9 protein-coding genes are annotated in these 14,932 nt (G+C 65.2%); 4 read left to right on the top strand and 5 right to left on the bottom strand.

The window, feature by feature from the left end; translation table 11 throughout:
• Positions 1-46: 46 nt before the first annotated feature.
• Complete coding sequence (locus tag M3I56_RS05385; RefSeq protein WP_254352870.1) at positions 47-754, bottom strand: aspartate/glutamate racemase family protein; 708 nt, start codon at positions 752-754, stop codon at positions 47-49.
• A gap of 337 nt (positions 755-1,091) precedes the next feature.
• On the opposite strand from M3I56_RS05385, the gene dinB reads away from it, so the two are divergent.
• Together dinB and M3I56_RS05375 are read left to right on the top strand one after the other, a co-directional pair.
• Positions 1,092-2,135, top strand: a complete 1,044-nt coding sequence (dinB, locus tag M3I56_RS05380; protein WP_375541680.1) for a DNA polymerase IV — start codon at positions 1,092-1,094, stop codon at positions 2,133-2,135.
• A gap of 113 nt (positions 2,136-2,248) precedes the next feature.
• Positions 2,249-3,535, top strand: coding sequence for an amidohydrolase family protein (locus M3I56_RS05375; RefSeq protein ID WP_254352868.1), 1,287 nt, complete (start codon positions 2,249-2,251; stop codon positions 3,533-3,535).
• A gap of 81 nt (positions 3,536-3,616) precedes the next feature.
• Here the strand turns inward: M3I56_RS05375 and M3I56_RS05370 are convergent, their stop codons facing one another.
• The 4 genes from M3I56_RS05370 to fixL all read right to left on the bottom strand — a co-directional run bounded on the left by M3I56_RS05370 (position 3,617) and on the right by fixL (position 10,198).
• Positions 3,617-5,716 carry a M3 family metallopeptidase gene (locus M3I56_RS05370; RefSeq protein ID WP_254352867.1) on the bottom strand — a complete coding sequence of 700 codons (2,100 nt, stop codon included), beginning with the start codon at positions 5,714-5,716 and terminating at the stop codon, positions 3,617-3,619.
• Between the two features lie 245 nt (positions 5,717-5,961).
• Positions 5,962-6,816 (bottom strand): bifunctional methylenetetrahydrofolate dehydrogenase/methenyltetrahydrofolate cyclohydrolase FolD, encoded by an 855-nt coding sequence (folD, locus tag M3I56_RS05365; protein WP_254352866.1) that lies wholly within the window; start codon positions 6,814-6,816, stop codon positions 5,962-5,964.
• Between the two features lie 224 nt (positions 6,817-7,040).
• Positions 7,041-7,688: an oxygen response regulator transcription factor FixJ gene (gene fixJ / locus M3I56_RS05360; RefSeq protein ID WP_254315147.1), complete on the bottom strand. Its 648-nt coding sequence runs from the start codon at positions 7,686-7,688 to the stop codon at positions 7,041-7,043.
• A complete protein-coding gene (gene fixL, locus M3I56_RS05355; RefSeq protein ID WP_254352865.1) occupies positions 7,685-10,198 on the bottom strand; it encodes an oxygen sensor histidine kinase FixL in 2,514 nt (837 codons plus the stop codon). The genes fixJ and fixL overlap by 4 nt, the downstream gene beginning before the upstream one ends.
• A 295-nt stretch (positions 10,199-10,493) precedes the next feature.
• Between fixL and aceE the strand changes: the two genes are divergently transcribed.
• The gene (gene aceE, locus M3I56_RS05350; RefSeq protein ID WP_254352864.1) at positions 10,494-13,190 is read left to right on the top strand and encodes a pyruvate dehydrogenase (acetyl-transferring), homodimeric type; all 2,697 of its coding nucleotides are present in this window, start codon (positions 10,494-10,496) and stop codon (positions 13,188-13,190) included.
• A gap of 78 nt (positions 13,191-13,268) precedes the next feature.
• Complete coding sequence (aceF, locus tag M3I56_RS05345) at positions 13,269-14,930, top strand: dihydrolipoyllysine-residue acetyltransferase (RefSeq protein WP_254352863.1); 1,662 nt, start codon at positions 13,269-13,271, stop codon at positions 14,928-14,930.
• Positions 14,931-14,932: the final 2 nt, after the last annotated feature.

Below are 14,932 nucleotides of genomic sequence, written 5' to 3'. Positions count from 1 at the left end.
CGGGTTTTTTGTTTTCTGCGCTTCGAAACTGCAACGAGCGCCATCGCTAGGCGCCGGCTTCGCTTCCAATCGCCCAATCCACCGCAGCCTGCGCGTGCAACGCGGTGGTGTCGAACACGGGCAGTGCCGAGTCGGTTTGTCCGATTAGCAGCGTGATTTCCGTGCAGCCGAGAATGACCGCCTGCGCGCCGCGTGCCGCGAGGTCTTCGATCACGCGCTGATACACGCGCCGCGACTCTCCATCCACGTTGCCGTGACATAGCTCGTCGTAGATGATCCGATGCACGTCCGCGCGATCGTGTTCGTTCGGCACGATCGCTTCGATGCCATGCGCCTCGCGCAATCGTCCCACGTAAAAGTCCTGCTCCATCGTGTAGCGCGTGCCGAGCAGGCCCGCTCGCGTGAAGTCCGCGGCGCGCAGCGCCTGGCCAGTCGGGTCCGCGATATGCAGGAAGGGGATCGAGATCGTTGCCTCGATCGCCGCGCGCACGCGGTGCATCGTGTTCGTCGCGAGCAGCACGATATCGGCGCCCCCGCGTTCGAGCTGTTGCGCGGCCTCGGCCATCTGCACGCCTAGCGCGTCCCAGTCGCCCGCGCGCTGGAGCGCTTCGACCTGCGCGAAGTCCACGGTCACCATCAGGCTGCGCGCGTTGTGATGGCCGCCCAGACGCGCCTTCGCGTGGCGGTTCAGCAGCCGGTAATACTCGGCCGACGATTCCCAGCTCATCCCCCCAATCACGCCGATCGTTTTCATCGATTCGTTCCTTACTCTCGTGGCCTGTTCAGTCCGCACGAGTATAGGCCTGCGCAGCCAGCAGTCCAGAGACGGTCTGGCCGATCCGAAGCGGTACGGGAGCCGATAAAGGGCGCGGACAGTTGTCTTGAAAATAGCACTGTGTTTTTGTACAGTATCGAGACTGTGAACGCGCCTTCTTCCGACCTCGCGCCGCCGCCTGCGCCCGACCCGGGGCGCTCCGCCGCCGCACTTGCCGCCGCCTGCGCCCGACCCGGGGCGCTCCGCCGCCGCACTTGCCGCCGCCGCTCGCAAGATCATCCATTGCGACTGCGACTGCTTCTATGCGTCTGTCGAAATGCGCGACGACCCCTCATTGCGCGGCCGTCCGCTCGCGGTGGGCGGCCGGCCCGACCAGCGTGGCGTGATCGCCACCTGCAACTACGAGGCGCGGCGCTTCGGCATTCATTCGGCGATGTCGTCGGCGCTCGCGATGCGCAAGTGTCCCGAACTGCTGATCCTGCCCACGGCGATGGAGAAGTACCGCACCGCCTCGCGCGAGATCATGGCGATCTACCGCGACTACACCGCCGACGTCGAACCGATCTCGCTCGACGAAGCCTATCTCGACGTCACGCGCGCCCCGCGCTGCAAGGGCAGCGCCACGCTGATCGCCGAGGAAATTCGCGCGCGCGTGCGCGAAACCGTGGGCGTGACGGTATCGGCCGGCGTGGCGCCGAACAAGTTCATCGCCAAGATCGCCTCGGACTGGAACAAGCCCGATGGCCTCTTCGTCGTGCGTCCGCCTGAAGTCGATGCCTTCGTCGCTGCGCTGCCCGTGCGCAAGATCCACGGCGTCGGCAAAGTCACGGCGGCGAAGCTCGAAAACCTCGGGCTCACCACCTGCGCGCAACTGCGCACGTGGTCGCTGTTCGATCTGCACCGGCATTTCGGCGTGTTCGGCAAGCGGCTCTACGAACTCGCGCGCGGTATGGACGACCGGCCCGTGCGCGCCGATCAGGAGCGCAAGTCGGTGAGCGTCGAGACGACCTATGTGAACGATCTGCTCACGCTCGAAGCGTGCAGCGAGGAGCTCAAGCGGCTTGCGGTGCTGCTCGACGCGCGCATCGAACGCGCGGGTTGCGCGCACGCGGTGCGCAAGCTCTTCGTGAAGATCCGCTTCGCCGACTTTCAGCGTACGACGGTCGAGTGCGTGGCCGATGCCACCGATGTGCGTACCCTCCTGCTGATGCTCGAAAAAGGGCTCGCGCGGCGCAAGCTGGCGGTGCGGCTGCTCGGCGTGGGCGTGCGGCTCGAAGAGGAGAATCCGGCGCTGCGCGGGCAGTTCGCGCTCTTCGACGACGATCCCGCGGAAGATGACGGACTGGTCGCGCTCGTCTGACGCCTTCGCGTGGAGGCGGGCCACGCCGCTGGCGGCGTCATTCTGGCGCCGATAGAATCGACGCGAGTCAAAACGAAAGCGCCACGCCGCCACGCCAGAACAAGGAGCCGCAGATGGACCTGATCATTCGCCGCGCGGTGCTCGCGCATGCGCATCCCGCTGGGTATCCCACGGTGGATATCGGCATCGAGGGCGGGCGCGTTACCGCGGTAGAGCCGCATCTCACGACGGCGGCGCGCGAGGAGATCGATGCCGCGGGTGCGCTCGTGAGCGCGCCGTTCGTCGATGCGCATTTCCACATGGACGCCACGCTCTCGTATGGCCTGCCGCGCGTGAATGCGTCGGGCACGCTGCTGGAGGGCATCGCGCTGTGGGGCGAGCTCAAACCGCATCTCACGCAGGAGGCGCTCGTCGAACGCGCGCTGCAGTACTGCGACTGGGCCGTCGCGCGCGGGCTCCTTGCGATTCGCTCTCACGTCGATGTGTGCGACGCGCGGCTGCTCGCGGTCGAGGCGCTGCTCGAGGTGAAGCGCCGTGTCGCGCCGTATCTCAATCTCCAGCTTGTGGCGTTTCCGCAGGATGGCGTGTTGCGCAGCCCCGGTGCGTTCGACAATCTCAAGCGCGCGATCGCGATGGGCGTGGACGTGGTGGGCGGCATTCCCCACTTCGAGCGCACGATGGCTGACGGCGCCGAATCGGTGCGTCTGCTCTGCGAGTTCGCCGCCGAAAAGGGCCTGCGCGTGGACATGCATTGCGATGAATCCGACGACCCGCTCTCGCGCCACATCGAAACGCTCGCGGCGCAAACGCATCGGCTGAGCATGCATGGGCGCGTGGCCGGGTCGCATCTCACGTCGATGCATTCGATGGACAACTACTATGTGAGCAAGCTGATACCGCTCATGCGCGAGTCGGGTGTCGCGGCGATTGCGAATCCGCTCATCAATATCACGCTGCAAGGGCGCTCCGATACCTACCCGAAGCGCCGCGGCATGACGCGCGTGCCCGAGTTGATGGCGGCAGGCGTGACCGTCGCGTTCGGCCACGACTGCGTGATGGACCCGTGGTACAGCTTCGGTTCGGGCGACATGCTCGAAGTCGCGCACATGGGCCTGCATGTGGCGCAAATGACGGGCACCGAGGCCTCGCGCGCCTGCTTCGACGCAGTGACCGCGAATGCCGCGACGATCCTCGGCCTCGAAGGCTACGGCGTGGCGCCCGGTTGCGCGGCGAACCTCGTGGTGCTCGACGCACGCGATCCCATCGAGGCGATCCGGCTGCGCGCGGCGCGGCTCGCGGTCGTGAGCCGGGGCAGGGTGGTGAGCCGGCAACCCGCGCAACGCGCGGCGCTTGCGCTCGAAGGACGACCGCAAAGCGTCGACTTCAGGCTGCATCGATAACATGCGAGCAATAAAAAACCGCGCATGGGTCGCAACCCATGCGCGGTTTTAGTTCGGATCGCTTACGAGCGAGTCACGTGTTCACTGCTGTGCCGGCGGCTGCTCCATGCCGTTGTGGCGCAGCAGCGCGTCGATGTTCGGCTCGCGGCCGCGGAAGGCCTTGAACGACTCCATCGCCGGGCGGCTGCCGCCCACTTCCAGAATTTCCTTGCGGTAGCGCGTGCCGGTCGCTTCGTCGAGCACGCTCGACTTCGCGGCTTGCGCGGCTTCCTCGAAGGCGGCATAGGCATCGGCGGAAAGCACTTCGGCCCACTTGTAGCTGTAGTAGCCGGCCGCGTAGCCGCCCGCGAAGATGTGGCTGAACGTGTTCGGCCAGCGCGAGAACGGCGCCTGTGGAATGACGTGGTAGCGCTCGTTGATCTCGCGTGCCAGGTCGTTCGCGCTCTTGCCCTTCGAAGCGTCGAAGTCCACGTGCAGCGCCATGTCGAACATCGAGAACACGATCTGGCGCAGCGTGCCAAGACCGCTCTGGAAGTTCTTCGCGGCGAGCATCTTGTCGAAGAGTTCGCGCGGCAGCGGCTTGGCCGTCTCGACATGCGAGCTCATTTCGCGCACCACGTCCCATTCCCAGCAGAAGTTTTCCATGAACTGCGAGGGCAGTTCGACGGCATCCCACTCCACGCCGTTGATGCCCGACACGCCCAGTTCGTCCACACGCGTGAGCATGTGGTGCAGGCCGTGGCCGAACTCGTGGAAGAGCGTAATGACTTCGTCGTGCGTAAAGCACGCAGGGCGGCCGCCCACCGGGGCCGAGAAGTTGCACGTGAGATACGCGACCGGCGTTTGCACGTCATTGCCTTCGAGCTTGCGGCGCGAGCGGGCGTCGTCCATCCATGCGCCGCCGCGCTTGCCTTCACGTGCATAGAGGTCGAGATAGAACTGCGCGACGAGCGTGCCGTCCGCGTTTTCCACGCGGAAGAAACGCACATCGGGATTCCACACCGGCGCGCTGTCCGGGAGGATGCGCACGCCAAAGAGCGTTTCCGTGACCTTGAACAGGCCCTGCAGCACGAAGTCTTCCGGGAAGTACTGCTTCACTTCGTTTTCCGAGAACGAGTAGCGCTTCTGGCGCAGACGCTCGGCGGCGAACGCCATGTCCCACGGCTCGATCTGCGTGAGGCCCAGTTCGCTCGCGGCGAATTCGCGCAGCTCTTCCCAGTCCTTTTCGGCGTGCGGGCGCGCGCGCGTGGCGAGGTCTTCGAGGAAGCTCATCACCTGAGCCGGCGTTTCCGCCATCTTCGGCGTGAGCGAGACTTCGGCGAAGTTGTTGTAGCCGAGCATCTTCGCTTCTTCGGCGCGCAGCTTCAGTTGCTCCTCGATGATCGCTGTGTTGTCCCATTCGGCCTTGCCGCTGCCGTAGACGGGGCCAAGTTCGGACGCGCGCGTGACGTAGGCACGGTACATCGTCTCGCGCATCGCGCGGTTTTCCGAGTACTGCAGGACCGGGAAGTACGAGGGGAAGTGCAGCGTGAACTTCCAGCCTTCCTTGTTCTCGCGCTCGGCGGCTTCGCGTGCGGCGGCGATCACGTCCTCGGGCAGGCCCGCGAGATCGGCTTCACTGGTGGCGTAGAATGCGTAGCCGTTGGTCGCGTCGAGCACGTGGTCGGAGAAGGCTTTGGCGAGCGCGGCCTGGCGCTCCTGCAGTTCGGCGAAGCGCGGCTTCTGGTCTTCGGGCAATTCCGCCCCGGAGAGGCGGAAGTCGCGCAGCGAATTGTCGAGGATCTTCTTGCGCTCGCCCGAGAGCAGCTCGAACGAGTTGTGATTCGTGATGGCCTTGTACTTCTTGAAAAGCTCCAGATTCTGGCCGACGCTCGACCAGAATTCGGTCACGCGCGGCAGGTTCTCGCCGTGGGCGGCGCGCAGTTCCGGCGTGTCGGCGACGGCGTTCAGGTGGCCGACCACGCCCCAGGCGCGCGAAAGCGGCTCGCTGGCGCGCTCGACCGGCTCGACCACGTCGCTCCATTGCGCGGGCGTCATGGGTTGCGCGGCACGGTCGACCGCGGCCTTCGCGTTCGCGAGCAGGACGTCGAGCGCGGGCGTCACGTGCTCGGGGCGGATTTCGCCAAAGCGCGGCAGTCCGGTGAAGTCGAGGAGCGGATTGTCGGAGGGGGTAGTAGCCATGATGCTTCCTGTTCCTGTCTGTCGCGGGTTAGGGGGCCGGGGCGCGGCACGCGCGCCCGATAGCCAGAGTATTGGGGCGCCAGGCGCGCTTTCCAACCGGGTTATCCGAGCAAATTAACAGATGTCGGGAGGCGGTGGCGCAATCGCGGCTGTCGCCGTGCGAGCGGGCGGCGCCGCAAAAAAGAAAGCGGCCCGTGATGGGCCGCTTCGGGAACGTCATGCTGTGACGCGTCGTCGCGTGTTGCTTACGCGCCTGCCGCGCGCTCCGCCGCTTCGATCGTGTTCATGAGCAGCATCGTGATGGTCATCGGGCCGACGCCCCCCGGCACCGGCGTGATGAAGCCGGCCACGTCCTTCAGGCCCGCAAAATCGACGTCGCCGCAGAGCTTGCCGTTGTCGTCGCGGTTCATGCCCACGTCGATCACGGTCGCGCCGGGCTTCACCATGTCGGCGGTCAGGACGTTGCGCTTGCCCACCGCGGCGACCACGATATCGGCGTCGCGCGTGTGCTTCGCGAGGTCGCGCGTCTTGCTGTGGCAGATCGTGACGGTCGCACCCTTTTCGAGCAGCAGGAGCGCCATCGGCTTGCCGACGATGTTCGAGCGGCCGATCACCACGGCGTTCGCGCCTTCGAGCGGGATCCTGTATTCCTCGAACATCTTCATCACGCCATAGGGCGTGCAGGGGCGAAAGAGCGGCTGGCCCGTCATGAGCGCGCCCGCGTTGGCGACGTGAAAGCCGTCCACGTCCTTCTCGGGCGCGATGGCCTCGATCACCTTGTGGCTGTCGATGTGCTTCGGCAGCGGCAACTGCACGAGAATGCCGTTGATCTTCGTGTCGCGGTTCAACTCGTCGATGCGCTTGAGCAGGTCGGCTTCGGAAAGCGACTCGCGATAGCGGTCGTACGACGAGTAGAGGCCGTTGTCTTCGCAGGCCTTGATCTTGTTGCGCACGTAGACTTCGCTCGCCGGATTGTCGCCGACCAGCACGACGGCAAGTCCCGGCTGATGGCCGCGGGCAGTGAGGGCGGCGGCGCGCGTGGCGACTTGCGCGCGCAGTTTCTTGGAGAGGGCGTTGCCGTCGATGATAGTGGCAGTCATGGTCGGTCGGGGTCGAGAGTGGGCAATGCGGGCTCGAGTGCGCTCGTGCGGGCGCGAGCGCTGGCGCGCGTGGGGCGGGCGCCATTCGAAGGGCGACATTATACCCGCGCGGCGGGCATGCTCCGGCCAGAACGGACGATGGGCGAGGGAAGAGAGTCGCGGCGAGACGCCGCCGGCAGCATTCGCGCGCTGTGGCGCGCGAATGCTGCCGGAGAAAGACGCGCTTACTGCTGCGCCTGTTGCGGCTTGTTGGAGAGCGCGAGACGCAGCAGGTCGGCGACCGTGTTGACGTTGAGCTTCTCCATGATGTTGGCGCGATGCGCCTCCACCGTCTTGATGCTGATCCCGAGGTCGTCGGCGATCTGCTTGTTCAGGCGCCCCGCGATGATGCGCTCGAGCACCTGGTGCTCGCGCGCCGTGAGCTTGCCGAGACGTTCGGCGGCCGCGCGCTGTTGCTGCACGTTGCTGCTTTCGTTGCGCGCCTTGTCGAGCATGCGCTCCACCAGCTTGCGCAGTTCGGCTTCGTCGAAGGGCTTCTCGATGAAATCCATCGCACCCTTCTTCATGGTCGAGACGGCCATCGGCACGTCGCCGTGGCCCGTCACGAAGATGATCGGCAGCGAGGCGTTTTCCGCGATCAGGCGTTCCTGCAGTTCGAGGCCGCTCATGCCCTGCATGCGCACGTCCAGAATCATGCACGCGATCTGGCCGGCCTGTTGCGCCGGCTGGTATGCCTCGAGGAACTCCTCCGCGCTATTGAAACACTGGACGCGGTAGCCGTTCGCTTCGAGGAGCCAACGCAGGGAGTCTCGTACTGCCTCGTCGTCATCGACAACAAAGACGGTTTCCTGGGTGGTGACTGGGCTGTTCATGACTCTCCCGTAACGGTTTGTGGAGTCGGTTCGTCGGCGTTCCGCGAGAGGGTGTCCGATTCGCCGATAGGCAGACTGCAATGGAACGTTGCGCCGCTGATGTGGCCGTCGGATTCGACGTTGTTGACCACCCAGAGACGCCCGCGGTGCGATTCGATAATGGAGCGGCAGATGTTCAGGCCCATGCCCATGCCGTCCGATTTGGTGCTGTAAAAAGGCTCGAAGAGGCGCTCGGCCGTGGCTTCGTCGACGCCGGGGCCCTGATCGACCACGCTGATGCATACGTTGCCGCCTTCACGCTTCACGATCACGCGGATCACCGGGTCGATCGCATTCGGGCGCGCTTCGGCCATGGCTTCCGCGGCGTTCTTCAAGAGATTGACGAGCACCTGTTCGATCAGCACCGGATCGACATAGATCACGGGCATGCGCGAGCGCATGTCGGTCACGATGCGGATGCGGCGCTTGCGAGCCTCGATCTCGGCGAGGCCGACCGCGTCGGCGACGATGTCGGCCACGCGTGTGGCCTGGCGCTTGGGCTCGCTGCGCTTCACGAATTCGCGGATGCGCTTGATGATCATGCCCGCGCGCACGGCCTGCTGGGCTGTTTTCTCGAGCACGGGCAGCAGGTTGTCGGGCGCGGCGCGGCCCGACTTCACGAGCGCGACGGTGCCCGAGGCATAGTTGTTGATCGCGGCGAGCGGCTGGTTCAGCTCGTGCGCAAGCGACGAGGCCATTTCGCCCATCGTCATCAGGCGGCTCGTGAACTGGAGCTTCTCGTCCTGCTGGCGGGCCAGTTCCTGCGCCTGCTTGCGCGTGGTGATGTCGGTCGCGATCTGCATCTGCGCGAGGTGGCCGTCCACCCACTGGATGTACTGGCGGCGCACTTCGAACCACTTCTGGATGCTCTCGACGTAGACCTCCTGCGCGTCCGCCGTGCTCTCGGTGAGCGCGGTGGCGGGCAGGCCGGCGAAGGCGTCGACCATGTCGATCGAATCCGAGGAGGCGCTCGCCGAATCGAAGCCGCCGCCGCCCGCGAGTTCCAGATGGCCGTCCGGGCGGATGCCGAAGAGATGGCGGTAGTAGCGGTTCGCAAACAACAGTTCGGCTTCGTCGGCGGCGAGCACCGAGACGGCGGCGTCGAGGCTTTCGAGCACGGTGGTGAAGCGCTCGTGCGCGGCGGCGAGTTCTTCGCGTGCGCGCTTGGGCTCGGTGATGTCGGTCATCGACGACATCCAGCCAGTCTGGCGGCCCGAGCTGTCGATCAGCGGCGAGACATAGAGCCGCGCGTGGAACTGCGAGCCGTCCTTGCGGCGCACGCGCAGTTCGAACCCCGAGGAGGGCGCCTTGCCGCGCAGCGTCATGTCGAGCTGGCGCTGCATTTCGGGGTAGGCGTCGCGCGGCCAGTAGGGGAACGGTGCGTTCTTGCCCACGAGGTCGCTTTCGTCCCAGCCGGTCATGCGGCAGAACGCCGGGTTCACGTGCGTGATGCGGCCGTGCATGTCGAGCACGCGCATGCCGATCAGCACCGAGTTTTCCATCGCGCGGCGGAAGAACGCCTCCGCGTAGAGCGCCTGCTGTGCCTCGAAGCGCTGGCGCGTGTGCTTCCAGAGGCTCCAGAGGCTCCACAGCACGAAGCACGACAGCCCCGCGACCAGCCACACGAGCGTGTTGTTCGTGAAGTTGGTCATCTGCGGATACGAGTACACGCGTACCGAAACGCCCTGGCCGGGCGGGTCGAGCGGCAGGTCGTAATAGACGTCGCGCGGCAGGCGCGGACGCGTCGAGGTGGTGGCGAGCTCGCGGTTGTTCGCGTCGAGAATCGAAATCTTGTACTTGGCCGACAGCTCGGGCGGGATGTCGTGCTTCAGGATGCCTTCGACCGAGAACACGGCCGCGATCGAACCAAGAAATTCCCGATCGCGGTATACCGGCGTTTGCAGCGTGATGTAGCCGTTACCGACGTCGTCGTAAATAAGCGGCGAATACACCTGGCGGCGCGTGGCGCGCGCCTCGGCGAAAGCGGCCTTCACGGCCTCGTCCATTTGCGCGTCGTTGGGCTTCGCGAGGCGCTGGCCGAAGACCGGCATCGCCGTGTTGGGCCAGCGCGGCTCCTCCTGGCTCGTGTACCAGTTCAGATAGAGGATCTCCGGATGGCCCTGCATGATGTCCGTGGTGGACGTCTGGAAAAACTGCGGATCGCTGTGGCCTGCGGCGAGGTCGCGAGCGAGCGCCTGCAGCTGTTCCTGCGCGCCTGTCATGGAAAGCCGGATCTGCTGCTGGGCCCATGCGACGTTGCGGTAGAGCGTGTCTTCCTGCTGTTGTTGCTCGCGGCGGTTCAGGCTCCACAAGATCAGGCTCATGACGATCAGGAACACGAGGATCGACAGGAGCGGCGTCAGCAAATAGGAATTCGACCACCAGGGTCCGTGGTGCCAGCGAGATGGCGACGACTCGCCGGGCGTTCCGGGCGGCCGCGCCGAGCGTGCGAAAAGCCGTTCGGTCAACATGGCAAGGATTGTAGCTCAGCGTAAGACACGGAAATGCCGCGAAAAAAGCCGTAAATCGCCGATAAACGGGTGCAAACTGGCCGTTATCGGCTCAAGGGCGCGAACGATTAAGCGTGCGCTGCAGCAATTTTTCGCATTATAAAATCGCATCTCGCAATTCGAAAATTTTGTTGCGCGATGGTCGGGGGGGTCATTACAATCGCCCCGAAGCTGCTGCGGTTGGCCCGGTCACGTCTTAAGCGTCGCCGCCCGCATGGTCCGATCAACAGCGTTCCCCTAAATCCAGGAGACGAGCATGTCCGCTGTACCCGACGAAGTCCTCAAGTACGTTGCCGCCGACAAGGACGAGGATCCCCAGGAAACCGCCGAATGGCTCGAAGCGCTGGACGGCGTCATTTCGACTGTCGGTCCTGATCGCGCCCACTACCTGATCGAAAAGCAGATCGAATTCGCCCGCGTGCACGGCGAGCATCTGCCGTTCTCGGCGAACACGCCGTACATCAACACGATCCCCGTCGCCAACCAGGCGAGGAACCCGGGCGACCAGGACATCGAACACCGCATCCGCTCGTACACGCGCTGGAACGCCATGGCCATGGTGCTGCGCGCGGGCAAGCATACGAACGTGGGCGGCCATATCGCTTCGTTCGCGTCGGCGGCCACGCTGTATGACGTCGGCTACAACCACTTCTGGCGCGCCCCGTCGGCCGACCATGGCGGCGACCTCGTTTTCGTGCAGGGCCACTCGTCGCCGGGCGTCTACTCGCGCGCGTTCCTGCTCGGCCGCCTGACCGAAAAGCAGCTCGACAACTTCCGCCAGGAAGTGGGCGGCGAGGGCATCTCGTCGTACCCCCACCCGTGGCTGATGCCGGACTTCTGGCAGTTCCCGACCGTCTCGATGGGTCTCGGCCCGATCATGGCGATCTACCAGGCGCGCTTCATGAAGTACCTGCAGGCGCGCGGCATTGCCAAGACCGACGGCCGCAAGGTCTGGGCCTTCCTCGGCGACGGCGAAACGGACGAGCCGGAATCGCTCGGCGCGATTGGCATGGCCGGGCGCGAGCGTCTGGACAACCTCGTGTTCGTCATCAACTGCAACCTGCAGCGCCTCGACGGTCCGGTGCGCGGTAACGGCAAGATCATCCAGGAACTCGAAAGCGAGTTCCGCGGCGCCGGCTGGAACGTCGTCAAGGTCATCTGGGGCAGCCGCTGGGACGCACTCTTCGCACGCGACAAGTCGGGCGCGCTAATGCGCCGCATGATGGAAGTGGTCGACGGCGAGTACCAGACGTACAAGTCGGAGTCGGGCGCGTTCGTGCGCGAGCACTTCTTCAACACGCCTGAACTGAAGGCGCTGGTCGCCGACTGGTCCGACGACGACATCTGGAACCTGAACCGCGGCGGCCACGACCCGCACAAGATCTACGCGGCGTTCCACGAGGCTTCGAACTCGAAGGGCCAGCCGACCGTCATCCTCGCGAAGACGATCAAGGGCTATGGCATGGGCGAAGCCGGCCAGGCCATGAACATCACCCACCAGCAGAAGAAGATGCAGGTGGATCAGCTCAAGAAGTTCCGCGACCAGTTCCGCTTGCCGATTACGGACGAGCAGATCGTCGACGTGCCGTACCTCACGTTCGAGGAAGGCTCGAAGGAACTCGAGTACATGCGCCAGAAGCGCATGGACCTCGGCGGTTACCTCCCGGCTCGCCGCCAGAAGGCCGAGTCGCTGCCGGTGCCGGCGCTCGACGCATTCGAGCCGCTGCTCAAGGGCACGGGCGAAGGCCGCGAGATCTCCACGACGATGGCGTTCGTGCGGATCCTGAACATCCTGTTGAAGGACAAGGCGCTCGGCAAGCGCGTCGTGCCGATCGTGCCGGACGAGTCGCGTACCTTCGGTATGGAAGGCCTGTTCCGCCAGATCGGTATCTGGAATCAGCAAGGCCAGAAGTACGTGCCGGAAGATTCCGACCAGCTGATGTTCTACAAGGAATCGGAAACCGGTCAGATCCTGCAGGAAGGCATCAACGAAGCCGGCGGCATGTCGGACTGGATCGCAGCTGCGACGTCGTACTCGACGCACGGCGAGATCATGATCCCGTTCTACATCTTCTACTCGATGTTCGGCTTCCAGCGTATCGGCGACCTGGCCTGGGCCGCGGGCGACATGCGTTCGCGCGGCTTCCTGCTGGGCGGCACGGCGGGCCGCACGACGCTCAACGGCGAAGGTCTGCAGCACGAAGACGGCCACTCGCTCCTGTGGGCGGCTTCGGTGCCGAACTGCGTGAGCTACGACCCGACGTTCGGCTATGAACTCGCGGTCATCATGCAAGACGGTCTGCGCCGCATGGTGCAGGACCAGGAAGACGTGTTCTATTACGTCACGGTGATGAACGAGAACTACGAGCACCCGGCGATTCCGCAGGGCGAGAGCGTGGCGGCCGACATCATCAAGGGCATGTACTCGTTCAAGAAGGCCGATGCGAACGCCAAGGCGCCGCGCGTTCAGCTCATGGGCGCGGGCACGATCTTCAACGAAGTGATCGCCGCCGCCGACCTGCTGAAGAACGACTGGGGCGTCGAAGCCGACCTCTGGAGCGTGCCGAGCTTCACCGAACTCGCGCGCGAAGGTCACGAAGTCGAGCGCTGGAACCTGCTGCACCCGAGCGAGCCGCGCCGCGAATCGCACGTCGAGAAGCTGCTGAAGGACACGCAAGGTCCGATCATCGCTTCGACCGACTACGTGCGAGCGCTGGTCGACCAGATCCGCGGTCTGGTGCCGCGCAAGTTCGTGGTGCTCGGCACCGACGGCTTCGGCCGTTCGGACACGCGTGAGAAGCTGCGTCACTTCTTCGAAGTCGATCGTTACTGGACCACGGTTGCGGCGCTCAATGCGCTCGCGGACGAAGGCAAGATCGAGCGCAAGGTGGTTGGCGAGGCGATCGCCAAGTACAACCTCGATTCGTCCAAACCCAACCCGATGACCGTCTAACCCATCACCCCTGTGCATGGCATGCGCGCCTCCCCGAAGCGGGGAGGCGCGTCGTATGCGGCCCCGGAGACACTAACAATGAGTCAAGCGATCGAAGTCAAGGTGCCGGACATCGGCGATTACAAGGACATTCCTGTGATCGAGGTGCTGGTGAAGGCGGGCGATACCGTCGAAAAAGAGCAGTCCCTCGTCACGCTCGAGTCGGACAAGGCGACCATGGACGTGCCGAGCCCGGCGTCGGGCACGGTCAAGGAAGTGAAGGTCAAGGTCGGCGATAACGTGTCGGAAGGCTCGCTCGTGCTGGTGCTCGACGGCGCCGGCGCAGGCGCCGCTCCCGCGCCCGCTGCGAAGGCAGAGAAGGCCGCTCCTGCCGCCGCGCCCGCGCAAGCGGCTGCGCCGGCGCCCGCTGCAGCGCCCGCCGCGAGCGGCGGCGCGCAGTCGGTCAAGGTCCCCGACATCGGCGACTACAAGGACGTGCCGGTCATCGAGATCGGCGTGAAGGTCGGCGACCGCGTCGAGAAGGAGCAGTCGCTCGTCACGCTGGAATCGGACAAGGCGACCATGGACGTGCCGAGCCCGGTGGCCGGCGTCGTGAAGGAAATCAAGGTCAAGGTCGGCGATAACGTGTCGGAAGGCACCGAGATCGTCGTCGTCGAAGCGGAAGGCGCCGCGGCTCCCACCGCCGCACCGGCTGCGAAGCACGTCGAAGAGCCGGCGGATGCGCCCCAGCAAGCACCCGCCAGGCCCGCTGCCGCCGCGCCGTCCGCACTCGCGCAAGCGCCGATCATTCCGGCAGGCGAAGGCGGCACGCGCCGTCCGAGCCACGCCTCGCCGTCCGTGCGCAAGTTCGCGCGCGAACTCGGCGTGGACGTTGCCCGCGTTGCGGGTACGGGTCCGAAGGGCCGCATCACCCAGGACGACGTCACCGCGTTCGTGAAGGGCGTGATGACGGGCGCGCTGGCCGCTCCGGCTGGCGCTGCCGCCGCACCGGCCGCCGGCGGCGCGGGTCTGAACCTGCTGCCCTGGCCGAAGGTCGATTTCACGAAGTTCGGTCCGATCGACACGCAGCCGCTTTCGCGCATCAAGAAGATTTCCGGCGCGAACCTGCACCGCAACTGGGTCATGATCCCGCACGTCACGAATAACGACGAAGCGGACATCACCGACCTCGAAGCGCTGCGCGTGCAGCTGAACAAGGAAAACGAGAAGGCGGGCGTGAAGTTCACGATGCTCGCGTTCGTCATCAAGGCCTGCGTCGCGGCACTGAAGAAGTTCCCGACGTTCAACGCGAGCCTCGACGGCGACAACCTCGTCTTCAAGCAGTACTACCACATCGGTTTTGCGGCCGACACGCCGAACGGCCTCGTCGTTCCGGTGATCCGCGACGCGGACAAGAAGGGTCTCGTCGACATCGCGAAGGAAATGGCCGAGCTCTCGAAGCTCGCGCGCGAAGGCAAGCTCAAGCCGGACCAGATGCAAGGCGGCTGCTTCTCGATCTCTTCGCTCGGCGGCATCGGCGGCACGCATTTCACGCCGATCATCAACGCACCGGAAGTGGCGATCCTCGGCCTGTCGAAGAGCGCAATGAAGCCGGTGTGGGACGGCAAGCAGTTCGTGCCGCGCCTCACGCTGCCGCTGTCGCTCTCGTACGATCACCGCGTGATCGACGGTGCGGCTGCCGCGCGCTTCAACGCGTACCTCGCTTCGATCCTCGGCGATTTCCGCCGCGTGATTCTGTAAAA

Source organism: Paraburkholderia sp. CNPSo 3281, from assembly GCF_024206515.1.
Lineage (GTDB): Bacteria > Pseudomonadota > Gammaproteobacteria > Burkholderiales > Burkholderiaceae > Paraburkholderia > Paraburkholderia nodosa.
The sequence above is the reverse complement of the archived record's forward strand: the minus strand, read 5'-3'. Positions and strand labels throughout refer to the sequence as shown.